At 46.4% G+C, this 21,952-nt stretch carries 19 protein-coding genes and 2 riboswitches; all 19 genes read left to right on the top strand.

Features of this window, described 5'->3' with window-relative positions; translation table 11 throughout:
* Nucleotides 1-119: 119 nt before the first annotated feature.
* The 19 genes from VN447_RS01110 (at nt 120) to VN447_RS01020 (ending at nt 21,477) form a co-directional block, all read left to right on the top strand.
* Nucleotides 120-2,198, top strand: a complete 2,079-nt coding sequence (locus VN447_RS01110) for a sigma-54-dependent Fis family transcriptional regulator (protein ID WP_325521955.1) — start codon at nt 120-122, stop codon at nt 2,196-2,198.
* Nucleotides 2,199-2,485: 287 nt separating this feature from the next.
* The gene (locus tag VN447_RS01105; RefSeq protein ID WP_325521953.1) at nt 2,486-3,511 is read left to right on the top strand and encodes a molybdopterin-binding protein; all 1,026 of its coding nucleotides are present in this window, start codon (nt 2,486-2,488) and stop codon (nt 3,509-3,511) included.
* A gap of 89 nt (nt 3,512-3,600) precedes the next feature.
* Entirely contained in the window at nt 3,601-6,330 is a 2,730-nt protein-coding gene (locus VN447_RS01100) for a molybdopterin-dependent aldehyde oxidoreductase (protein WP_325521951.1), read from the top strand.
* Nucleotides 6,331-6,648: 318 nt separating this feature from the next.
* Nucleotides 6,649-8,979, top strand: a complete 2,331-nt coding sequence (locus tag VN447_RS01095; protein WP_325521948.1) for a pyridine nucleotide-disulfide oxidoreductase/dicluster-binding protein — start codon at nt 6,649-6,651, stop codon at nt 8,977-8,979.
* A 12-nt stretch (nt 8,980-8,991) separates the two neighbouring features.
* Nucleotides 8,992-9,201, top strand: coding sequence for a DVU_1557 family redox protein (locus tag VN447_RS01090; protein WP_325521946.1), 210 nt, complete (start codon nt 8,992-8,994; stop codon nt 9,199-9,201).
* Nucleotides 9,198-9,878: a DVU_1556 family methyltransferase gene (gene trsM, locus VN447_RS01085; protein ID WP_325521944.1), complete on the top strand. Its 681-nt coding sequence runs from the start codon at nt 9,198-9,200 to the stop codon at nt 9,876-9,878. The genes VN447_RS01090 and trsM overlap by 4 nt, the downstream gene beginning before the upstream one ends.
* Before the next feature lie 231 nt (nt 9,879-10,109).
* Complete coding sequence (locus VN447_RS01080) at nt 10,110-10,370, top strand: hypothetical protein (protein WP_325521942.1); 261 nt, start codon at nt 10,110-10,112, stop codon at nt 10,368-10,370.
* 40 nt (nt 10,371-10,410) lie between these two features.
* Nucleotides 10,411-11,181: an XdhC family protein gene (locus VN447_RS01075; protein WP_325521940.1), complete on the top strand. Its 771-nt coding sequence runs from the start codon at nt 10,411-10,413 to the stop codon at nt 11,179-11,181.
* Nucleotides 11,181-11,492 (top strand): XdhC family protein, encoded by a 312-nt coding sequence (locus tag VN447_RS01070; RefSeq protein WP_325521938.1) that lies wholly within the window; start codon nt 11,181-11,183, stop codon nt 11,490-11,492. Before VN447_RS01075 ends, VN447_RS01070 begins: the two co-directional genes overlap by 1 nt.
* Before the next feature lie 45 nt (nt 11,493-11,537).
* Nucleotides 11,538-11,981 carry a DVU_1555 family C-GCAxxG-C-C protein gene (locus VN447_RS01065; protein WP_325521934.1) on the top strand — a complete coding sequence of 148 codons (444 nt, stop codon included), beginning with the start codon at nt 11,538-11,540 and terminating at the stop codon, nt 11,979-11,981.
* A 46-nt stretch (nt 11,982-12,027) separates the two neighbouring features.
* Entirely contained in the window at nt 12,028-13,089 is a 1,062-nt protein-coding gene (locus tag VN447_RS01060; RefSeq protein WP_325521932.1) for an XdhC family aldehyde oxidoreductase maturation factor, read from the top strand.
* Nucleotides 13,068-14,192 (top strand): DVU_1551 family NTP transferase, encoded by a 1,125-nt coding sequence (locus VN447_RS01055; RefSeq protein WP_325521930.1) that lies wholly within the window; start codon nt 13,068-13,070, stop codon nt 14,190-14,192. The genes VN447_RS01060 and VN447_RS01055 overlap by 22 nt, the downstream gene beginning before the upstream one ends.
* Before the next feature lie 13 nt (nt 14,193-14,205).
* A complete protein-coding gene (locus VN447_RS01050; RefSeq protein WP_325521928.1) occupies nt 14,206-15,339 on the top strand; it encodes an aminotransferase class V-fold PLP-dependent enzyme in 1,134 nt (377 codons plus the stop codon).
* Nucleotides 15,326-15,637, top strand: a complete 312-nt coding sequence (locus VN447_RS01045) for a hypothetical protein (protein ID WP_325521926.1) — start codon at nt 15,326-15,328, stop codon at nt 15,635-15,637. The genes VN447_RS01050 and VN447_RS01045 overlap by 14 nt, the downstream gene beginning before the upstream one ends.
* A gap of 7 nt (nt 15,638-15,644) precedes the next feature.
* Nucleotides 15,645-17,036, top strand: a complete 1,392-nt coding sequence (gene trsS, locus VN447_RS01040; RefSeq protein ID WP_325521924.1) for a radical SAM (seleno)protein TrsS — start codon at nt 15,645-15,647, stop codon at nt 17,034-17,036.
* Nucleotides 17,033-18,397, top strand: a complete 1,365-nt coding sequence (locus VN447_RS01035) for a DVU_1553 family AMP-dependent CoA ligase (RefSeq protein WP_325521922.1) — start codon at nt 17,033-17,035, stop codon at nt 18,395-18,397. The genes trsS and VN447_RS01035 overlap by 4 nt, the downstream gene beginning before the upstream one ends.
* Nucleotides 18,394-19,014: a histidine phosphatase family protein gene (locus tag VN447_RS01030; RefSeq protein WP_325521920.1), complete on the top strand. Its 621-nt coding sequence runs from the start codon at nt 18,394-18,396 to the stop codon at nt 19,012-19,014. Before VN447_RS01035 ends, VN447_RS01030 begins: the two co-directional genes overlap by 4 nt.
* 88 nt (nt 19,015-19,102) lie before the next feature.
* Nucleotides 19,103-19,222: riboswitch (molybdenum cofactor riboswitch) on the top strand.
* Between the two features lie 73 nt (nt 19,223-19,295).
* Nucleotides 19,296-20,177 carry a substrate-binding domain-containing protein gene (locus VN447_RS01025; protein ID WP_325521918.1) on the top strand — a complete coding sequence of 294 codons (882 nt, stop codon included), beginning with the start codon at nt 19,296-19,298 and terminating at the stop codon, nt 20,175-20,177.
* A 121-nt stretch (nt 20,178-20,298) separates the two neighbouring features.
* Nucleotides 20,299-21,477 carry a mannosyltransferase family protein gene (locus VN447_RS01020; RefSeq protein WP_325521916.1) on the top strand — a complete coding sequence of 393 codons (1,179 nt, stop codon included), beginning with the start codon at nt 20,299-20,301 and terminating at the stop codon, nt 21,475-21,477.
* 53 nt (nt 21,478-21,530) lie between these two features.
* Nucleotides 21,531-21,630, top strand: a riboswitch (SAM riboswitch).
* Nucleotides 21,631-21,952: the final 322 nt, after the last annotated feature.

The following is a 21,952-nucleotide window of genomic DNA, read 5'->3' as shown; positions in this document are numbered from 1 at the left end:
TGAGACAGGGTGCTCGCTTCTTTTGGCGTGCTCTGTTTTTTTTTTGCTGCTTCCGTTCTACTCGCTCGCTCTAATCAACCGCACCGATTCTATAATATCAAGAACAGGCAGGTGAGTATATGAGTCTGTATGTCGAAAATAGTAATAATTGCATTTCTGATTCTTGGCAACAGTTTACCACTACTATAAATAGTGCAGACAAAGCCTATGATTATTCTGTCAGAACGGAAATTCTAGACTCGTGGAGGCGTTGTCGCCATGCCAAGGTTAATCCCAATGATATGTGCATTCATCCGCAACTTGACAGCATCAGCCTTCGGGTGATGCTAAGACAAAACCGGGAGCTTATTAATATAGCCAAACCCTTTATGACCAATTTGTATGAGGTTGTCGAAGGCTCTGGTTTTGTTGTGGTATTAACAGACATACGCGGTTATATCATGGAACTATTTGGTGATGAGGATGCGTTAACTAACCCTATGACGGTGAGCTTTTTTCGCGGGGCCAATTGGAGTGAATCTCAAGTAGGTACGAACGCAATTGGGACGGCGTTGGTTATAAAAAAGCCTATTCAAGTATCAGGTTCTGAACATTACTGCTTTGAACATCACTCTTTGACCTGTTCCGCGGCTCCTATTCTTGACGCGAAGGGAGAGGTTCTGGGGATTTTAGATGTTTCCGGGGCTGCAACGGCTGCCCATCTTCATACTTTGGGCATGGTTGTGGCAGCAGCGGAGGCGATCATGGCTCAAATTAGTATCCAGAGAAAAAACAATGAATTAAGTGTAATTAATAATCGTCTTACCAATATCTTCAACACTATGTCAGATGGCGTAATATTAGTTGACCAACATGGTGTAATTAGCGAACTAAATCCAGTAGCAAAACAAATTCTTGGTTCTGGTTTAAGCAAGATTGAGGCTAAACCAGGCATTCAAGTGGAAAGTATTTTCGGGACTAAAAATACGCTAATCGAAAAGATGCTAAAGCACAAAGAAGCATGTGCTGAAGTGGAAATTATGCTGGACACTAGTCAGGGACTTTGTCATTGCCTGGCCTCTAGCGAGACGGTTACCGATGCTCAGGGTGCAGTAACCGGTGGGGTTATTATTCTACGACCGATCAAACAAATTCAAAGCTTGGTAAACAGGTTCAGCGGCCACTACGGGACCTTGCAGTTTAGCGACATAATTGGCGGAAGTAAGGCCCTGCTGGAAGCTGTCCGGGTAGCCTCTCTTGCCGCAACCTCAATGTCTAACGTGTTGCTCCAAGGCGAAAGCGGTACAGGAAAAGAGATATTTGCACAGGCCATTCATAATCGGAGTAATCGTCAAGCCGGACCTTTTATCGCGGTAAACTGTGGGGCAATACCACGGGAACTTATTGGTAGTGAGCTGTTCGGTTATGCGGAGGGGGCTTTCACCGGTGCCAAACGCGGAGGAAAACCGGGCAAATTTGAACTTGCCTGCGGCGGCACGCTGTTTTTGGATGAAATCGGCGATATGCCATTAGAACAGCAAGTGGCCCTATTACGGGTTTTGCAAGAGCGAAGAGTGATCCGGATTGGCTGTGATAAGGTAATTCCTGTGGATGTCAGGGTAATCTGTGCCACCAACAAATGCTTGATGAAGGAAGTGGAGAAAGGTACTTTTCGAAAAGACCTGTATTACCGGTTGGATGTTATCTCAATTACAATACCGCCACTACGGGAACGGTCAGATGATATAGTGGCGCTGTTTAATTATTTTTTAGAAAAACAAGATAAGCACTGCCGGAGATTTATCGTGAATCCAGATGTCATTGAGCGAATCGTAAGATATAATTGGCCTGGCAATGTACGTGAACTTCAAAACGTGGTGGAAAGGATCGTCAGCCTTACTGAAGGGCAGACAGTAACTTTAGCCAATCTGCCACAGGAAATATGTAATTGCCAGCCTGCCAACGACAATGCAGGCCGTGAAAGATTGCTTTTTCCAGCGACTAATATTGTAGAAACATTTTGCAGGAGAGAACAGCGCCGTCGCGTGCTGGATGAAAATGAAAAACAGGAAATCCTTGAGTTGCTATATAACCATGGCGGTAATGTTAGCATGACAGCGCGCGATATGGGGGTTTCCCGGAACACTCTGTATCGGAAAATGAAACAGCATGCGATATATAAAGAGCTAAAGTGTAAAGTGGAACAGGTGTCACTTTGAGGTGACACCTGTTGAGGAAAATGTAGCGTGGCGCAACAATAAAATGAGGGGAGCCAGCTGTCAGGAGACGGTTGGTTCCCCTTTTTATTGTCCTGTTAGAAAGCATAACTTTCCGCCTGGATAAGGGCAACATCGGCTTCCGCTTTCGCCAAAGGCTCGGCGCAAGCCGTGTTTTCTTTATGTTTTTATAGTTGGCATAAATCTTGCGATTATAAATTTGTAAACAGTACAGCGATAAAAAGGGCAATAAGCGTAGACTGTTATGTACTAAGAAAGGAGGGTGGTTAATGAGAGTAGTTCCCGTGTATCAGGCTGAAGGTATGGTTCTTTGCCACGATGTTACTGAAATTGTTCCTGGCAAGTGCAAAGGCAGAGCGTTTAAGAAAGGACATATAATTCGAAGAGAAGACATTCAAAAGTTGCTTACGATCGGCAAAGAACATATTTACGTCTGGGAGGTAAATGCGCAAAAACTTCATGAGAATGAAGCTGCGGCAAGATTGGCGAAGGCGGTGGCTGGCCCAGGGCTGTTTTTGGAAGAGGCCGCCGAGGGCAAAGTTGAAATAAAGGCCGGGATAAGCGGTTTATTAAAAGTAAATACCGAGGCATTGGAAAGAATCAACGATATTGATCAGACTGCAGTGGCTACCTTGCACTCGAACCAGATGGTAGACGCTGATCGCAAGGTTGCGGGATGCAAAATTATTCCCTTAGTCATCGGTACAAACAAAATCGAAAAAATTGAACAGATATGTGCTGCTTATTATCCGGTGGTGGAAGTCAAAAAACTACACGCATGTAAGGTGGGGGTTGTGACTACCGGCAGCGAGGTTTACCACGGCCGGATACAGGATTGTTTCGGACCTGTGCTGACAGATAAGTTTCAACGCTTAGGCAGTTCCGTTTTGCAGCAAATCTTTGTGCCAGATGATATTTCTATGATTGCTGAAGCAATTCATAGCTTACTTGCAGCTGGCGCTGACCTGATTGTTACTACAGGCGGTATGTCTGTTGATCCTGACGACGTAACCCCTTCCGGTATCCGGGCAGCTGGCGGCCGGATAGTGACATATGGAGCGCCGACTTTACCAGGAGCTATGTTTATGCTTGCTTATTTTGGGCAAGTTCCGGTGTTAGGTCTGCCTGGTTGTGTAATGTATCACAAGAGCACTATATTTGACCTGGTTGTACCACGGATATTGGCCGGCGAGGAACTGTCCCGTAAAGATATCATACGGCTTGGCCATGGCGGGTTGTGCCTGGTATGCGAAGAATGCCGCTATCCAGAATGTGGATTTGGAAAAGGTGTATAATATTATGTTTTTAGGAAGACACGTGTATTTCGGGGACATGTCAATCCCCTGAGATATAAGAACATTCATAAAGGAGAGAAAGAAAACAGATGCAAAAGAAGATTCTGAACATCAATGGCCTACCCAGAACGTTGATTGTTAACACTGAAGCCACTCTGGCGAGCGTGCTTCGCGAACAACTTCTCTTGACCGGCTGTAAGGTTGGCTGTAATCAAGGTCAATGCGGTACTTGCTCTATTATCATGGATGGCAGAGTTGTAAGGTCTTGTGTTGTGAAAATGAAGAGGGTGCCTGATCAAGCTGTTATTACCACCATCGAAGGTCTTGCTACACCCGACAACCTTCATCCGCTGCAAGTAGCCTGGATGGCATACGGTTGCGCCCAATGCGGTTTCTGCAGCCCTGGCTTTATTCTGTCGGCAAAGGTTTTGCTTGATGAGAACCCCAATCCTACCAGAGAAGAGATTCGAGAATGGTTCCAGAAGAACCGTAATGCTTGCCGTTGTACCGGTTATCAGCCGTTAGTTGATGCTGTTATGGCAGCTGCTAAAGTTGTTCGCGGTGAAATGCGTAAAGAAGATCTGTTATTTAAGCCTGTTGGCAACAAGATCTATGGAACTACATATCATCGTCCGTCTGCTTTGCAAAAAGTTACCGGTACCTGGGACTACGGTGCCGATGTTAACCTGCAAATGCCTAAAGGCACCTTGCGGCTGGCCTTGGTTCAAGCTGAAGTCTCCCATGCTAATATTAAGGGTATTGATACTTCTGCAGCCGAAAAAATGCCTGGCGTTTACAAAGTAATTACTCATAAAGACGTTAAAGGTAAAAACCGGATTACAGGTCTTATCACCTTTCCGAGCAATAAAGGTGACGGCTGGGATCGTCCGATCCTTAATGATGAGAAAGTATTCCAGTTTGGCGACGCTATTGCTATCGTTGCTGCTGATACTGAAGAACACGCTAAAGCAGCAGCTGCGGCAGTTAAGGTAGATCTGGAAGTGCTGCCTGCTTACATGAGCGGTTGGGCAGCTATGGCCCCAGATGCTATCGAAATTCACCCCGGCACACCCAATATTTATTACGAGCAGGGTGTTAAAAAAGGTGAAGAAGTCAAGCCGTACATGGAAAGCTCCGAATATGTAACTGCAGAAGCTGAAACCTACTGCAGCCGTCAGCCGCATCTTCCGCTCGAGCCAGATACCGGTTGCGCCTACATCGATGAAGAAGGTCGCCTGACTATTCACTCCAAGAGTATCGCCCTTCACCTGCATCATGCCATGATTGCCCCTGGTCTTGGTATTGAACCAGAAAAACTGCGTCTTGTTGCTAACCCGACCGGCGCTACTTTCGGCTACAAGTTCAGCCCGACCAACGAAGCTTTACTCGGAGTTGCTTGCATGGCCTGCGACGGCAAACCTGTTGCTCTTGATTTCAATATGTACCAACAAATTACTTACACCGGCAAGCGTTCGCCTGCTCTCGTGAAATGCAAACTTGCTGCCGATAAAACTGGTAAATTAGTTGCAATGGAAACTGCATGGTGGCTCGATCATGGTCCGTACAGCGAATTCGGTGACCTCAATACTGTACGTCAAGGTCAGTTCACTGGTGCTGGCTATAATATCCCGAACATTCGTGGTAAAGGCCAAACCGTGTGCACAAACCATGCCTGGGGCTCCGCTTTCCGCGCCTATGGCTCGCCGAAAGCCTTCCTGTCTTCTGAAATCGCTATCGACGTTTTAGCCGAAAAACTCGGCATGGATCCATTCGACCTTCGCTATAAGAATATTTACCGTCCAGGCGCTACCACTCCTACCGGCCAAGTACCGGAAGTATTCTGTTTAGAAGAAATGATGGATATACTCAAGCCGTTGTATGAAGAAGCCAAAATACGTTGTAAAGAACTCTCAACCCCTGAAAAGAAACGCGGCGTTGGTCTGGCAGTCGGCATGTATGGCTGCGGTCTTGACGGCCCTGACGGTTCTGTGTGCTGGGTTGAACTCAATAAAGATGGTACTGTAAGTGTTGGTGACTCCTGGCAAGACCATGGTCAAGGCGCAGATCTTGCTACTTTGACCCATGCTCATGAAACCCTCCGTCAGATGGGTATCACGCCAGAACAAATCAAGCTTGTTATGAATGACACGGCCTTTACTCCTGCCAGCGGTCCTTCTGGCGGCAGCCGTCAAAACGTTATGACTGGTAACGCCATTCGCGTTGGCTGCGAAATGCTTGTGAACGCAATGCGCAAAGCTGACGGAACCTTCCGTACTTATGACGAAATGATAGCTGAGAACATCCCCGTTCATTACGAAGGTAAATGGGCTGCCTCCATGTGCACCGACTGCAGTCCTGAAACCTGCCAAGGCAATCCATTCTGCGCCTATGTATACGAACTCTTCATGCCAGAAGTTGAAGTTGACATGAAGACTGGTAAAGCAACAGTAGTAGATTTCACCACTGTTATTGATTGTGGCACAATAACCAACAAGCAAACTACTGATGGTCAAGTCTATGGCGGTCTGGCTCAAGGTATCGGTCTTGCTCTCACTGAAGACTTTGATGACCTCAAAAAACACACCAGCTTGGTTGGTTGTGGTCTGCCATTCATTAAAGACATTCCTGATAACATGAAGATCATTTACGTTCAAACCCCGCGTGAGCATGGCCCGTATGGTGCTTCCGGCATTGGCGAAGGCCCACTGACTTCTCCGCATCCTGCTATCCTTAACGCTATCTACAATGCTTGTGGCGCACGGGTGCTGTCAGTACCTGCACTGCCTGAAAAAATTCTGGCAGCTATGCCAAAAAAATAATTTATCACTGCGAAGGATATAGTTGATCGATAACCAACAATATGTGTGAGTTTTAAGTAAGCAGCCTAAAACGAACTGGGAAGCCAAACAGGTTTTCCGTTCGTTTTAGGTTTCCCCTATATGCGAGAAACTTTAATTGTTTATCCGATGACTAACCCGCTCTAAGACTCCCGTCCTCTATAGGCGGGAGTTATACCCAAAGGGCACAGGCGAGCGGCTAAGTCCCTGGATAAGGTCGACTAAACTTCAGATGGGGTTAAAACTCCACCTGAAGCTAAGTCTCTCTTTATAAAAAATTAAAGGAAACGAGAGAATAGTATGGATCAAAAATTATTGCGTGAACGGGAAGCAAAATGCGTCCAAGATAATCCGCCAGGCTGTACTGCCGGGTGTCCGGTCCATGTTGATGTCCGTGGCATGGTCGCCGCTGTTCGTAAGGGTGACTACGCGTCAGGCTTCGCTTTGTTTAACAGAATGGTTCCTTTTACGGGAATTATTAGCAGGATTTGCGACCAGCCCTGCCGGCAAGGTTGCAAACGAAACGAGCTTGATGAGCCTATTCTTATAGGTGCCATGGAAAAAATATGTGTTGACAATAATTCCTCTGTACCCAAAATGGCGATTCCACCACTAAAGGGTCAAAAGGTAGCAATAGTGGGAGCTGGCTTGAGTGGTTTGACTGCGGCAGTAGAGCTTACCCGCAAAGGGTATAAGGTGGTAATTTTCGAAGCAACGGACCGTTTAGGGGGAAGTATCTGGGATATTCCGGAAAGCCAGTTGCCCCGGCAATTGATCCACAACGATTTTTTAATTATAGAAAAATTACCTTTAGAAATACATTATAAAACAGTAATTGGCAACAACACCGACGCAAATATGACATTTGTCAGCCTATACGAGAATTTTGACGCTGTCTATTTGAGCGTGGGCTGCAAGAATGCCAATTCCCGGGACTTTGGGCTTGAACTAGATGACAGTGAGAAGCTGGTAGTTGATTCTTTCACTTTGGCGACAAGTCATCCCAAGGTCTTTGCTGGTGGTAGTTTACATTTGGGCTGTGAAGGTAGATCGCCAATCTTATCGATTTCTGATGGGAAAATTGCCGCAAATTCTATTGACCGACATTTGCAAAATGTTTCACTTACTGCTAATAGACAAGCGGCAGGACCATATAAGACAACTCTTTATACCAATATTGCCGGTGTAAAACCACAGCCTATGGTAAAAGCTGCAGACTCTTTTAACCGCTATACTAAAGAAGAGACTTTACAGGAAGCTAACCGTTGTTTGGCCTGTGAGTGCCTTGAGTGCGCGAAAGCTTGTGAATATCTGGCTCATTTCCGTGGTTATTCCAAGAAGTTCGTACGCGAAATCTATAATAATTTGTCAATTGTAATGGGTATTCACCATGCCAACAAGTTGATAAATTCATGTAGCCTATGCGGACTTTGTGAACATGTGTGTCCTGGGAATTTGAGTATGGCCGAGATTTGCCAGGAGGCGAGGAATATGATGGTGCAAAAGGGTAAAATGCCGCCTTCGGCGCATGATTTTGCACTGCGGGATATGCAGTTCAGTAATGGCGATGATTTTGCTCTTAATCGCCATCAGCCTGGGTTTGCGTCCAGTGAATGGGTATTCTATCCTGGTTGTCAGCTTGCTGCATCCTCACCACAATATGTAAAGAAAATTTATGAATTTCTGTATGAAAGGCTTGATGGCGGCGTAGGGCTTATGCTGGGGTGCTGCGGAGCTCCGGCCAACTGGGCTGGGCAAGAGGGTTTATTTCAGGAAACAATGAAAAATATGGAATGTAACTGGAAAGAACTAGGGAGTCCTAAGATAATTACCGCTTGTCCGACATGTTTTAGCATGTTTAATCATAATATTTCTGATATGTCTGTGGAGAATTTATGGACATTATTAGAGCGCACCGGTTTGCCTGACAGGGTTTGGCAGGCAGCTGCTCCACAAAAATTGGCTATTCATGACAGTTGTACTACAAGATATGAGGCACTGCTGCATGAGAGTATTCGAAATATTTTAAACAAGCTGAACGTTGAAATTGAAGAATTGCCTTTTAATCGTGACAGTACGGTATGTTGCGGCTATGGGGGCTTGATGATTTATGCCAACAAGGAAGTTGCGCATAAAATGATAAACAGGCGCATTGAGGAAAGCGAAACAGACTATCTTGCCTATTGTGCAATGTGCCGTGATAATTTTGCCAGTCAGGGCAAGCGCGTGTACCATTTGTTGGATTTAATCTTTGGATCTGGCGAGGATAATCTAGCAGACCAAGAAGGGCCAGGCTATTCTCAGCGCCAAGAAAACCGGGCAAAATTGAAGACAATGCTGCAGCGTGAAGTGTGGGGTGAGGCTGTGGAGGAGTCACAAGTTAATATCAAAGTCATTATTCCGGAAAATATAAGACGTATTATGGATGACAGGCGGATTCTTGTCGATGACATCACAAAAGTTATTGCCTACGCCGAAAGCACCGGTAACAAATTAAAACAAGATGAGAGCGGTCATTACATTGCGTATTTCCAACCTGTCAGCGTAACATATTGGGTAGAGTATTCGCCACAAGGAGACGAATTTGTTGTCCATAATGCCTATTGTCACAGATTGGAAATTACCGGATAGCGGGGGAGACAAATGAGCAAACAGGTAACTCAGCAACAATTGAATATTGTTTGCGTTAAGTGCGGTATTAAACTGACGCTGGGTAAGGTAACTTTATCATACCTTGGCAGCAGCTTTCCAGTTGAACTTTACAAGTGTTCTGAGTGCGGTTTAGTTTACATTCCGGAGGAACTGGCGAATGGTAAAATGCAGCAGGTGGAAGCAGCGTTAGAGGATAAATGATGACAGGCGGAGTTGTACGTCCTGGTGGAGTGTTGCTGACTAAACGGTTGCTTGATTATTGCGCCTTCCCACCACTTGCCAAGATAGTAGATGTCGGCTGTGGTACCGGAATTACAGTGGAATACTTGCGCGATGCCCATGGGTTAAATGTAGTAGGTGTTGATTTGTCGGAGGAACGACTCAGGCAAGGAAGGGAACGTTCAGCCGGTTTGGAATTGATTCAGGCGGCGGGTGAAGATTTGCCATTTACCGCCGCTTCAGTAGACGGAGTTTTGGCTGAATGTAGTCTGTCGGTTATGCAGGATACCGGTAAGGCTTTAGCCGAATTTAGCCGTGTAGTTATTCCTGCGGGGAAACTGGCATTAACTGATATTTATGTCCGTAACACGGACGGTACCTCACCACCCTGCAATATGCAGGGTTCGGGCTGTATATCCGGTTATCTGACTTATGGTGAATTGACAAAGATGTTAGAGGAGAACGGTTTTAATATCATTGTATGGGAAGACCAATCTGCTTTTTTGCGGGAGTTTGTTGCTCGCTTTATTATGGAACATGGTTCAGCTGAAAAACTTTGGCAATGTTTATCTACAAGGAGTAATGACAGACAAATATGTGAGCCATCACCAAAAACGACCAAGCTAGGCTATTTTCTGCTTGTTGCCGAAAAGACCTAAACGAAAGGATGAATTGCATTGGAGAAAAAGACATGTCCACGCTGCGCTGGTGAAATGACTGAAGACCCACTGTATCAGTGTTGTAGGTGCTTTACTATATATTGCAAGAATTGTGAGGATACCAATGATGGTCGGGCTTGTCCAAAATGCAAGATGGGTTCACGTTTGATACTTTCATCAAAAAAATAATGGTATAAAGAGCAGTAATTATTTTTGTATTTAGAGGTTGATATGATGAAGAAAGAAACTGATTTTCTTGACAAAATTGAAGCAGATTCAATTATTGTTGAAGTCATCGACAAAAACACTGGAAAAATGTTTAGACGAAACCTGCCGGTAAATTATTTGGAAACTGATAATGGGATAGTATTGTCTGGCGAAACAATAGACGGTAGTCCATCACAGATTAACTTCTTGTCCGAGGCCGCCCTCGCAAAAATAAATGAGCTGCTTGGTAAGGGACCGGACTCTCCCCGTTGTAGTGACAAATAAATTCTTGTGTATTTACAATTTGTTATGAGGGGGAGCTAGAATGATATTTAATAATCTGTTGCCGGTTATGGATAGCGGAGGTACAGTGGATATATTGACTGTTATTGACAGTACTCCGGATAACCTTAACCACATTGGGCAAATGCTGCTTATTCATACGAATGGAAGGCTGGATGGCTGCCAGTTCGATGAATTTGTTAGTGAGAAAATACTGGATATAGTACGGACAACAGTATGGGTTAAACCACTGACAATTTGGATTGAAGATCAGGCCGGCGGCAAGTACCGGTTTTTTTGGGATAGAATTGTGAATAAATTTCGCGCTATAGTGTTTGGCGGCGGACATATTAGCCAGCCTCTGGTGCAAATGTTATCATTATTAGATTTTGAAGTGACGGTTATTGACGATCGTCCCGAATTCGCCAATCAGGCCAGATTTCCCGGAGCACACAGAGTAATTTGCAATAGTTTTCAGCTGGTTTTGAAAGACCTGACTGTAGACAATGATACTGCCATCGTTATTGTAACCCGGGGGCACAGGTATGACATGGATTGTTTGCGTGCTACCATGCGGAGCAATGCCCGGTATCTGGGGATGATTGGGAGTAGACGGCGGATTAGAGAGATTGTAAATCTCCTACAGGATGAAGGTGCGCCGGAGGGGCTTGCAAGGCGGCTTAGAGCTCCCATTGGGTTAGACATCAAAGCCGAAACGCCTGCTGAGATAGCAGTGAGTATTGCAGCTGAAGTGGTTTCGGTTTTTCGGGATGGTTCCGATTGCCCATTGAGTGGCCATAAGGAGGTATTCTGATGGACCGGACAATGGTAAACACCATTTGCGAAATACAAAAAAATGAAGAAAAAGCTGTTCTGGTTACTATTGTTGAAACACGCGGCTCGACGCCCCGTAAGGCAGGTAGCAAAATGCTGATTTTACCTGATGGCAAATCTTTCGGGACAATTGGGGGCGGTTGCGGTGAAGCGGAAGTTAGACGTCAGGCTTTAACGGCACTTGATGAAAACCGGTCCAGGTTATACACAGTGACGATGCTGAACGAAGTGGCTGCCGATGAAGGAATGGTCTGTGGGGGTGTCATGGAGGTATTTATCCAGATCATTTAATTTGAGATTTGCTGCTCCGTGGTTTAATTGGAAAGGCGGGAGAGTATGACAGACACGTTTTTTAAGATGGTAGAGCTATCACAAGCAGGCTTTTATTGCAGCCAGATACTGCTTATTATCGGGCTGGAGGCTCAAGGTAAAGAGAATCCTGATGTAGTGCGGGCCATGTCTGGTCTGGTCGGGGGAATGGGCTTCTCTGGTAAAACCTGTGGTGCTTTAACCGGTGGAGTATGTCTTATCGGGCTCTATGCCGGCAAGGGGACGGCCGAAGAAATGGAGGACAGCCGCCTTAATGACATGGTACGGGAACTTGTCGGATGGTTTGAAGAAGAGGCTGTCTCCCAGTATGGAGGAATCGCCTGCGACAATATTTTGGAGAATAATCCGATGAACCGGATGGCGAGGTGTCCGCAGCTTGTCCATAAGACACTTGAAAAAGTTGAGGAAATTCTATCTGCCAATGGGTACGACGTCTCTGGCCAATTCTGATTAGGCATACTTCAAACGTTGGCAAGTAGAGGAGGGGAGGATGTACTTGAAAAGGTTCTATCAAAACGTAGTTGACCTACTTTCTTGCGGCGAGAGCATTGTATTGGCTACCATCTTTCAGAGTGCGGGGTCGGCCCCGCGTTCGGCAGGAGCGAAGATGGTCGTACGGGCTGATGGTTCCATAATTGGAACGGTTGGCGGAGGACGCTTGGAAGCTGAAACTATCGTGCTAGCGAAAAAAGTTATGGAATGCCGGCGATCTGTAATACAGGCCTTCGACTTGACCGGGACAGACGCTGCCGGGGTTGGAATGATTTGCGGCGGGGCGGGCGAAATCCTCTTGGATTATATCGATGCTGGCAATGCTGAAAACCATAAAGTGTTTGAAGCAATTGTCTCAAATATGGATAAAGCACAAAAGGCTTGGCTAATAACCGAATTAGCAGAAGAACCGGCGGACGGAAAAATACGGCAGCAATGTCTGGTTGAACACGATGGAACGGTAATCGGCAGTTTTCAATGTGAGCCAGAGTTTATGGCTAAGCTGTCATCCGGTCCGGCTAAGATTTCTATCCATGCTGACATTAAGGATGGTCGTCGCTTTATCGTGGAACCTATCAGAACCACAGGTGTAGTATACTTGTTCGGCGCAGGCCATGTTTCGCAACAAATTGCGCGACTTACGGATATGGTGGGTTTTAATACAATAGTTTTGGATGATCGTTCGACGTTTGCCAACAAGGAGCGGTTTCCTAAGGCGGAAATTGTTGTTATCGATACCTTTAAGCCTCTCCCGGAACTGGTTATCAATAAAGACAGTTATCTTGTCATTGTTACAAGAGGACATCTTCATGACAGCATTGTGCTGGAACAGGCTCTCCGGACAACTGCCGGATACATTGGTATGATCGGCAGCAAAAAGAAACGGGATAAACTGTTCCAGGCGCTAGAGGCCCAGGGATTCAGCAAGGAGGACCTAAAGCGGGTATATTCGCCTATCGGTATCGACATTTATGCTGAGACACCGGAAGAAATTGCAGTAAGCATTGTGGCTGAGCTAATTAAAGCCAGAGTGGAGCGGGAAAGATGTGTAACAGTAGAAAGATAGCAGGGTTAATTGTTGCTGCAGGATATTCGTCACGAATGGGAGCCTTCAAGCCGCTGTTGCCATTAGGCGGTAAAACGGTGATCGAAACAGCAGTAAATAGTTTGCATCATGGAGGAGTAACTGATGTAAGGGTGGTGGTCGGTCACCGAGCGGAAGAGCTTCGTCCTGTGTTAAAACGGTTGAATGTCCGTATTATTGAGAACCCAAGGTATGCGGAAGGCATGTTTTCTTCTATTATTGCCGGTCTTAAAACCCTAGCTGGCGAAGCAGAGGCATTCTTTCTGCTGCCTGGCGATACTCCGCTTATAAGACGACGTAGTATTAAGGATATGGTGCAGGCGTACCGCAAGACCGGTGCAACTGTGGTTTATCCCGTTTTTAACGGCCACAGGGGCCATCCGCCGCTTATCAGTGCCGGGTGTTTTGAAAGTATCCTCAGCAGTGATGGGGCTGGCGGGCTGCGGGATATTCTCGCCCGGTTCACCACTGATACCGCAGAAGTTGAACTGGCAGATCAGGGGGTTCTGCTTGACATTGACTCTATTGAGGACTACGAGAAACTAATTGAGTTTCATGCACGGCGGGAGATTCCGACTTATGCCGAATGTCTTGCCATGCTTAGTCAGCATCAGGTTGACGGTAAAGTAATGCGGCATGGGCAGGCTGTTGCTGCTGTGGGCCGCAGTATGGCCGGTTTACTCAATAGAGGAGGTTTGAATCTCGATGTTGATTTGGTTGTCGCCGGAGGGCTTGTCCATGATTTGGCTAAGGGTAAGCCCAATCACCCCAAACGGGGCGAGCGGATGGTCAAGAGTATGGGATTTCCTACCCTTTCCGGTATCGTTGCCTCTCACATGGATATGGAGTTGGCGGCAGATTATGTAATTGACGAGGCTGCTATTGTCTTCCTTGCTGACAAGTTAGTTCAGGGTGACAGATTAGTATCTCTTGTTGAGCGTTTTAGTCCGGCATTAGAAAAGTTTTCGGGAAGCCCTGAGATAATGGATTCGATTGCACGAAGAATGCGGACAGCAGAAGCAATTAGGAACCGAATGCTGAGTCTTTTGGGGATCAGCAGTTTCGACGAATTGGTATTACAATAGGGGGGAGAGGTCGATGAAGCCTGTTTACTTAAATAATGCTGCAACTTCATGGCCAAAGGCGCCACAGGTAGAAGAAAAGGTAGCTGCGTGTATAGACAGACTGCCATACCACGCCGGACGTGCAGGCTTTAGTGGACCGGATGTTCCGGGAGAGTGCCGTAGTTTATTGGCTAGTTTGCTTCAAGTAAACGAACCTGACCGTATTGTTTTTAGTCCCAATGCTACCCATGCGCTAAATATCGCGCTGCAAGGAATGCGGTGGCAGCCTGGTGCAGCAGTGGTGACTACGGCTGCCGAGCACAACTCTGTCCTGCGTCCCCTGTACTATCTGTCTAAGACCAAGGGAATAAACGTTCACTTTATTCCTGTGGATAAAATGGGGCGGATTAACCCTGAGGCGTGGGAAAATGCTGTGCAGAGGGTTAAGCCGCAACTGGCTGTCTTTACGCATGCGTCTAATGTTACCGGGGCGGTTAATGATGCGGCGCTGCTTGGCAGGCTGGCCAAACAGGCGGGCGCAGTAACCCTGCTGGATGCGTCACAAAGTCTGGGGATTGTGCCTGTCCTGCCTGAAGTATGGGGGATTGATATGGTAGCTTTTACCGGGCATAAGTATCTGTTAGGCCCGGCTGGCACGGGCGGACTATACATCGCACCCTCATCAGATCTAGAGCCTGTGTGGGTGGGCGGAACAGGGATTCAAAGTGACCTTGAAGAGATGCCTGCGGTCATGCCTGTCCGTTTTGAAGCCGGTACACCCAATGATCCGGCATTTGCCGGTTTGGCGGCAGCTGTGGCCTGGGGAACAATTTGTGTTCTTGATACTGACAGTCTACTGGGCAAGACTGAGCGGTTGGCTAGAGGACTGGCTGCAGCGGGAGCCAATGTCATTTATGTAGAACCGCCAAGGACGCCTGTTATTTCTTTCACACTGCCAAACTGGGAGGTAGAGGATGTCGGTGATGTGTTGCACAAGAGTTTCGGCATAGTCTGCCGCACCGGGCTTCACTGTGCCCCCCGGATTCACTCCTGCCTGGGTACGGCCCCTGCTGGAACGATACGTTTTAGTTTGTCGCGTTTTACTACAGAGCAAGAAATTGATTACAGCCTGCAAGCCATAGGTGAGATGCTGCATGAAACAGTATGAATGGAAGAAGGCTGAGAACTGCTTCGGCGGGTCCAACATTTATGAATACCGCCTGGCGATTAAAGCTGATGAGGGGTTTATCGAGTGTCTGAGCGCATCAGGTTCGATCAAATATCATCGAAATTTTCCACGCCCCTTCTTTCAGGCAATCCTTGCTGATGGTACAGCGATAAAAGGGGTAATTGCTGATTCGGTGATTAAGGTTAGCTTTCCGCAGGGTGATTGGGAGGGCAGCAAAGATCGATTTGAGATATTCTTGGCAGAACTGATAAACCAGCGTTTTGGGAGGGAGAGATAATTTACACATGGATGGCGTCTGTGAACAAGAAGAAATTGTACTTTCCGAAACACAAAGTGTCTGCCCCGAATGCTTACGGCGTATTCCGGCCACGCGAGTGGCACGGGGTGACAGTGTATTCTTAAAAAAAAGTTGTCCTGAGCATGGCGAGTATCAAGTGTGCGTGTGGCAGGGGGAGCCCGCCTATCTAAACTGGAATAACTCTCAAAACCCAGCTTTGCCAGCGACAGACTTAACACCAGGCAGTAGCGGCTGTCCGTTTGACTGCGGCTTATGCCCGGAGCATCGTCAACAGACTTGTTGTGTGCTGCTGGAAGTGACCAACAAATGCAACCTGCACTGCCCTGTTTGTTTTGCTGCAGCCACACCAGATGGCAGAGTAGAACCAGATCTGCTGGTCATTGAGGGGTGGTACCGGATGCTCATGAATAGCGGCGGCCCGTATAATATCCAGTTGTCAGGCGGCGAGCCTACTGTTCGGGATGATTTGCCGGAGATTATTGCACTGGGGAAAAAATTAGGATTTGATTTTTTTCAGGTCAATACCAATGGCCTGCGGTTAGCAACTGATGACCGGTATGCCGGTAAGTTGAAAGCAGCAGGTTTAAATTGTGTTTTTCTGCAGTTTGATGGGATGAGCGACAGCGTCTACACTGAGTTGCGTGGCAGGCCGCTGCTCGACATCAAGAAGCAAGTGATCGATGTTTGTGCTGCCCATGATATTGGGGTTGTGCTTGTGCCTACTTTGGTACCGGGTGTAAATGATGAACAGATTGGCGATATCCTGCAATTTGCCGTCAGCAGGATGCCGGTAGTAAGGGGAGTCCATTTTCAGCCGGTAAGCTACTTTGGGAGATGTCCGGAAGATCCTCAGGATGCTGATCGTATGACCATTCCCCAACTTATCAGGGAGATTGAGAAGCAGACCGGCGGTCAAATAAAAACCGGGCATTTCCGGCCCCCAGGCGGTGAACACGCCCATTGCTCTTTTCATGGAAACTTTGTTCTGATGCCTGATGGGTCTTTGAAACCCTTATTGCAGGAAACAAGTAATACTGGTTGCTGCCAGGCGCGCTCAACCCAAGGCTCCAAACGGGCCCGGCAGTTCGTTGCCAGGCAATGGTCGGCTGCCAAAAGAACAGAATTTATCAACAAGGAACAAAGTAACTCAGGGAAGGCTGCTGGTGACCTAACTAGCCTGGATGAGTTTTTGGAACGAGTAAGCACCCATACGCTTGCTGTTTCAGGAATGGCGTTTCAGGATGCCTGGACCTTGGATCTGGACCGGTTAAAGCAGTGCTTTATTCATGTTGTCGGGCCAGATAACCGGTTGATTCCTTTTTGCGCCTATAACCTGACTGACCGGCAAGGACGGTCGCTCTATCGGGGGAGATTATGACTGTTGGTATGCCAATAACGCCGTTAGATGCTTGGATAGTAAAAAAGACAGAAACCTCCGGTGACTTCGTGACAAGGGAGGAACTCAGCCGCTATCAGTTGGCCCGGCTCAATGAAACAATAGCATGCGCACGAAGTTTCAGCCCTTTTTACCAACGTCATTGGGCTGGTGGGGTACCACATAGTCTCTCACGGTTGGAGGAACTTGCCAGTTATCCCTTGATGACACCTGCTGACGTGGGTGAATACGGCTTGCAGATGGTATGTGTTTCCCAGGGTGAAATCAACCGGGTGGTGACACTTGCCACTTCAGGTACTACCGGAAATCCCAAGCGCCTTTATTTCACTGCTACTGATCAGGAGTTGACAATAGATTTTTTCCGGTGTGGTATGTCAACCTTAGTAGGCCCAGGAGATCGGGTCTTGATCCTGCTGCCCGGAGAGCGTCCAGGCAGTGTAGGTGATCTTTTGGGCAAAGGCCTATTGCGCAGCGGGGTGCTGCCTGCTCATTATGGGCTTGTCAGAAATATACCAGATGCAGTTACTAAGATGTGCAAGGAACAGGCAACCTGCCTTGTTGGTGTACCTGTCCAAATTCTGGCGATGGCCCGTTATTGGGAACAATGGGGAAAAAGTACATGGGCGCCAAGCTGTGCGTTGGTGAGTACTGACTATATTCCTGTGGCGATTGTACGAGAATTGAAGCGGATCTGGAATTGTGAAGTATTTGAGCATTATGGAATGACCGAGATGGGACTCGGGGGCGGGCTCGAATGCGCGGCTCATAATGGCTATCACATGCGGGAAGCCGATCTATATATTGAAATCATTGACCCGGTTTCGGCACAACCACTCCCTGAGGGCGAGTATGGTGAGGTGGTTTTTACTACTCTAACACGACGGGGAATGCCACTTATCCGCTACCGGACAGGTGATATTTCACGAGTCATTCCTGGTCAATGCCTGTGCGGCAGTAGGCTGCGTCGTCTGGAACGTGTACAGAGCAGGATAACGGGAAGGGTATGCCTGGGAGACGGTAAGTGGCTGACAATAGCTGAGCTTGATGAAGTGCTTTTCCCGGTGACTGGCATTATTAACTTCAGTGCTGCAATTAGCTATATTGACTCTCTAATCAGGTTGCAGGTAATCGCTTATGTACTGGGGCCGGTACCTGAGAAATCCGTTATTCTTAGCGCTTTGCGGCAAATATCCAGTATTCGGGCGGCCGAAACGACTGGACAAGTAATACTAGCGGCAGCGGTAGTAAGCTATGAAGACGGTTTTGTAATTGATCCTGGTAAAAGAATAATCAACATTTCCGGTAGGCGTGAGTCTACGGTTGGAAGCGGTGACACGATATGAAAGGCAGGATTATATATATAATTCGTCATGGAAAAATCACAGTCGATGGCCATGACCGCCGGTATATAGGTCATATTGATGTCCCTTTGTCAGATGAAGGGATTCGTCAGGCACAAGTGTTGGGGAATGTGTTAAGCAGAAAAAACATTGTAAGTATCTTTTGCAGCGATCTGTCACGGTCAGTTTTAACTGCCAGGATTATTTCCCGGAGCGTAAACAAGCAGCCCATAATCAGGCCGGATATTCGGGAAATTTCTATGGGCGAGTGGGAGGGGAAATCTTTTCGGGAGATTGAGCAAAACTATCCGGAAGAGTATTCTAGACGCGGGCAGAATATAGCGGACTATCGCGTGCCAGGCGGGGAAAGTTTTAGTGAAGGCCAGGCTAGAGTTATCACAGCATTTGCTGATATTGCGGCATCCAATGAAGGGAATGTTCTCATAGTAGGTCATGCGGGAATCAACCGTCTGTTGCTCTGCTCTATTTTAGAAATGCCTATCGCCAACATTTTCCGCATTGGGCAGGACTATGGCTGTATGAACATGCTGACGCAAAGCCGGGGGCAATATTGTGTCAAGGTTCTAAATGCTCCTGCGTGTAGTCACGAGGGAGAATAGTACATTATATAAAGAAAAATAGGCAGGTAAATAAAGGATATAATGGGTTTATGTAGAAATATGCATAAATCCATTTTTAATGCTTTAAAAGATGAATATGCTCCGACCTTGGTCATCTAATGTTATGAACTATGATTTCCAGGGCTGTAGGGTTTACCGGGAAACTGGCAAGCCTCCCATTGAGGAAAGGAGTGAGAAACTGGCTTGCTCGGTCATGCCAGAGTACCACATTTTCCTGGTACTCTGGTTTTTTTACTTTCATTTATAAAGGGGTGTGTCAAATGATTTGGCGAAATAAATTTTTTCTTGTAGGTATCCTGCTAATCATGCTCTTAGCACTTACAGCATGCGGGACAGGGCAACCAGCAACCCAGAAGGGAGATTCAGGTTATAAACAAATCCTACTTTCGAGTACAATCGGACCTATCGATGCAGGCATTGTAGATGCTTTGGAGACCGAGTTCCAGAAGAAAACCGGCATTGTGGTTCGGCATGTAGGGGCAGGTACGGGGGCTACTCTCAAAATGGCAGAGGGCGGTCAATTTGATGTTGTTCTGGTTCACGCTAAAGCGCTGGAGGAAAAATTTGTTGCCGATGGCTTCGGCCTCAAACGCTATGATGTCATGTACAATGATTTTGTCCTTGTCGGCTCCGCGGATGATCCGGCCAAAGTCAAAGGCGAAAAGAGCATCTCTACTGCATTGAAAAAAATAATGGATACTAAGAGTCTGTTTATATCTCGCGGTGACAAATCGGGTACCCATATAAAAGAAATGGAGCTATGGAAGCTGGCCGGGCTTCAGCCTAAAGGCGAGTGGTACCGCGTATATGAAAAAGGTGCAGAGGGTAATAGTAAGACGCTTAAATATGTAGATGAGCAAAATGGCTATACCATTATGGACAGGGCCACATATATTACGATGAAAAAGGAAATCAAAATTCAGGTTCTGGTTGAAAAAGATGATTCTATGCTGAATTTCATTTCGGTTATACCCGTTAATCACAATAAATTCCCCAGTGTAAAGAATGCCGAGGCCATGAAGTTTGTGGAATGGCTGACCTCAGAAGAGGGGCAGAAAGTGATTCGCGACTTTGGCAAAGACAAATACGGTGAACCGTTATTTTTCCCTAACTCACCGGCAGGGAAAAATCTCAAATCCTAGAAGCAACATAAATACTATTGATAGGCTGCAGCGCCGGTTTTTAATCTTCGACGTATATATAAATCACAGAAAGCCATTCTATTATGGTAAGTTATTTCAATAACTGGAGGTACCGACTGGCTTGCCAAACGGGAATATGCTAGCTAATTTTGTTTCCAGAGTAGTTGGCACTAACGTTATCAGAGATGTAACTGCCCTAAAAATGGTTGCGATAACCTTTTGTTTCCATACCCTGCTGGTAGTTGCTGCGCTGTTTTTAATTGATGCACTACCCAGCCGGGAAGTAGCCGGATTTCTCAATCCTAGTGCAGGGGGAACGCCGCCTATAGTAGAGAAGTTTATTAAGTGGGATGCTCACTGGTATACCTATATTGCTGAGCATGGTTATGATATTCAAAGTGTAGTTTTTTTCCCCCTTACCATTCTGCTAATCAAGGCATTGGCCGGTATTGGCTTAGGCTATGTGACTGCAGGCTTTGTGGTTTGTAATCTATTTACCCTAATTAGTTATTATGTAATGGCTAAAACATTTTTGTTGGACTTTCCTGAATCTGAAACTCAGCGGGCACTGTTCGCCTATGCAACACTACCAACATCTTTTTTCTTAAACAGTGTATATACCGAACCGGTTTTTATCGTTTTTTCATTCGCCTGTATTTACTGTGTCCGGACTAAAAGCTGGTGGTGGGCTGGATTATTTGCAGCACTGGCGGCGCTGACGCGGAATTTGGGAATATTGCTGACAGTTGTTTTATTGTGTGAGTTTGTCAGACACTACTTTAAAAAGCGTAAACTAAAACTATCGATGCTTTCACTGTTTTTTCCGGTATTGGCGTTAGGTGCTTTTTGCGCTTATAACAATAGCATGTTTGGAGATCCTTTAGCCTTCATTAACTCACAGCAATCATGGGGAAGGCGGTTTGGTCTCCCTTGGGATAATATTTGGAACGACATTTGCCTAATATACTCCGGTGTTCCTATTGTTGAAATCGGTATTTATTTAGATATTTTACTTGCTGCGATGGCCTTTATCGCATTAGTCTTCGTATCGACTGTACCCAAATATAGAATTCCCTGGCCGTATGTGCTGATTGGCTGGCTATGGTTTTTGGTTCCGTTGTTTTCGACCTCGCCGATTTACCCGCTGTATAGCATGGCCCGGTTTGTTCTTGTCGTATTCCCACTTTATTTATTTTTTGCCAGACTTCCTAAAGTAGTATTTTATTGCTTGATCTGTGTGAATGCCGTGGGGTTACTGTTGAGTACAGCGCTATTTATTAACTGGTGCTGGCTTGGCTGATGTATTGACATTCATTATTTTTTTATGCTAAGATTATACACAATTTAATAGAGCTCTTATCTAGAGTGGTCGAGGGACTGGCCCGATGACACCCGGCAACTGGCAGAAATGCAGTGGTGCTAAATCCAGCAGGATAATCCTGGAAGATGAGAGGAGAATACGTATACGTGTTTTGCCCTTCTCATTGAGAGGGGCTTTTTATATGCTCCGGCAAAGGCTAAGCAGCAGAGTGGATGTATACGCTCTGGCACGGCTGAACAACAGGGGGTTTCTGCTCTCGTTTCGGGTAGTTCCAAGCCTTCCCGGCCACTCACCAGTCAATAGCTTGAAAGGCTTAGATTACATATCAGCAGCGAAGGGATGTTCGATTCAGTATGAATTCTATTCCAGCGCTGTATGCCTAACGTCGAAATTAGAATAAGTAGGGGGATTCAATTGAAAAAGTTAATTGCGGTATGTCTTTTATTACTGTCTC

Origin of the sequence: Sporomusa sp. (assembly GCF_035561155.1) — a bacterium.
Taxonomy (GTDB): Bacteria; Bacillota; Negativicutes; order Sporomusales; family Sporomusaceae; genus Sporomusa.
The sequence above is the reverse complement of the archived record's forward strand: the minus strand, read 5'-3'. Positions and strand labels throughout refer to the sequence as shown.

Coding starts and splice junctions, on each gene's coding strand:
- VN447_RS01065 (WP_325521934.1), top strand. CDS start 11,538: ATGACAGACACGTTTTTTAAGATGGTAGAGCTATCACAAGCAGGCTTT.
- VN447_RS01030 (WP_325521920.1), top strand. CDS start 18,394: ATGAAAGGCAGGATTATATATATAATTCGTCATGGAAAAATCACAGTC.
- VN447_RS01110 (WP_325521955.1), top strand. CDS start 120: ATGAGTCTGTATGTCGAAAATAGTAATAATTGCATTTCTGATTCTTGG.
- VN447_RS01095 (WP_325521948.1), top strand. CDS start 6,649: ATGGATCAAAAATTATTGCGTGAACGGGAAGCAAAATGCGTCCAAGAT.
- VN447_RS01045 (WP_325521926.1), top strand. CDS start 15,326: ATGAAACAGTATGAATGGAAGAAGGCTGAGAACTGCTTCGGCGGGTCC.
- VN447_RS01080 (WP_325521942.1), top strand. CDS start 10,110: ATGATGAAGAAAGAAACTGATTTTCTTGACAAAATTGAAGCAGATTCA.
- VN447_RS01100 (WP_325521951.1), top strand. CDS start 3,601: ATGCAAAAGAAGATTCTGAACATCAATGGCCTACCCAGAACGTTGATT.
- VN447_RS01070 (WP_325521938.1), top strand. CDS start 11,181: ATGGACCGGACAATGGTAAACACCATTTGCGAAATACAAAAAAATGAA.
- trsS (WP_325521924.1), top strand. CDS start 15,645: ATGGATGGCGTCTGTGAACAAGAAGAAATTGTACTTTCCGAAACACAA.
- trsM (WP_325521944.1), top strand. CDS start 9,198: ATGATGACAGGCGGAGTTGTACGTCCTGGTGGAGTGTTGCTGACTAAA.
- VN447_RS01035 (WP_325521922.1), top strand. CDS start 17,033: ATGACTGTTGGTATGCCAATAACGCCGTTAGATGCTTGGATAGTAAAA.
- VN447_RS01090 (WP_325521946.1), top strand. CDS start 8,992: ATGAGCAAACAGGTAACTCAGCAACAATTGAATATTGTTTGCGTTAAG.
- VN447_RS01105 (WP_325521953.1), top strand. CDS start 2,486: ATGAGAGTAGTTCCCGTGTATCAGGCTGAAGGTATGGTTCTTTGCCAC.
- VN447_RS01025 (WP_325521918.1), top strand. CDS start 19,296: ATGATTTGGCGAAATAAATTTTTTCTTGTAGGTATCCTGCTAATCATG.
- VN447_RS01050 (WP_325521928.1), top strand. CDS start 14,206: ATGAAGCCTGTTTACTTAAATAATGCTGCAACTTCATGGCCAAAGGCG.
- VN447_RS01055 (WP_325521930.1), top strand. CDS start 13,068: ATGTGTAACAGTAGAAAGATAGCAGGGTTAATTGTTGCTGCAGGATAT.
- VN447_RS01075 (WP_325521940.1), top strand. CDS start 10,411: ATGATATTTAATAATCTGTTGCCGGTTATGGATAGCGGAGGTACAGTG.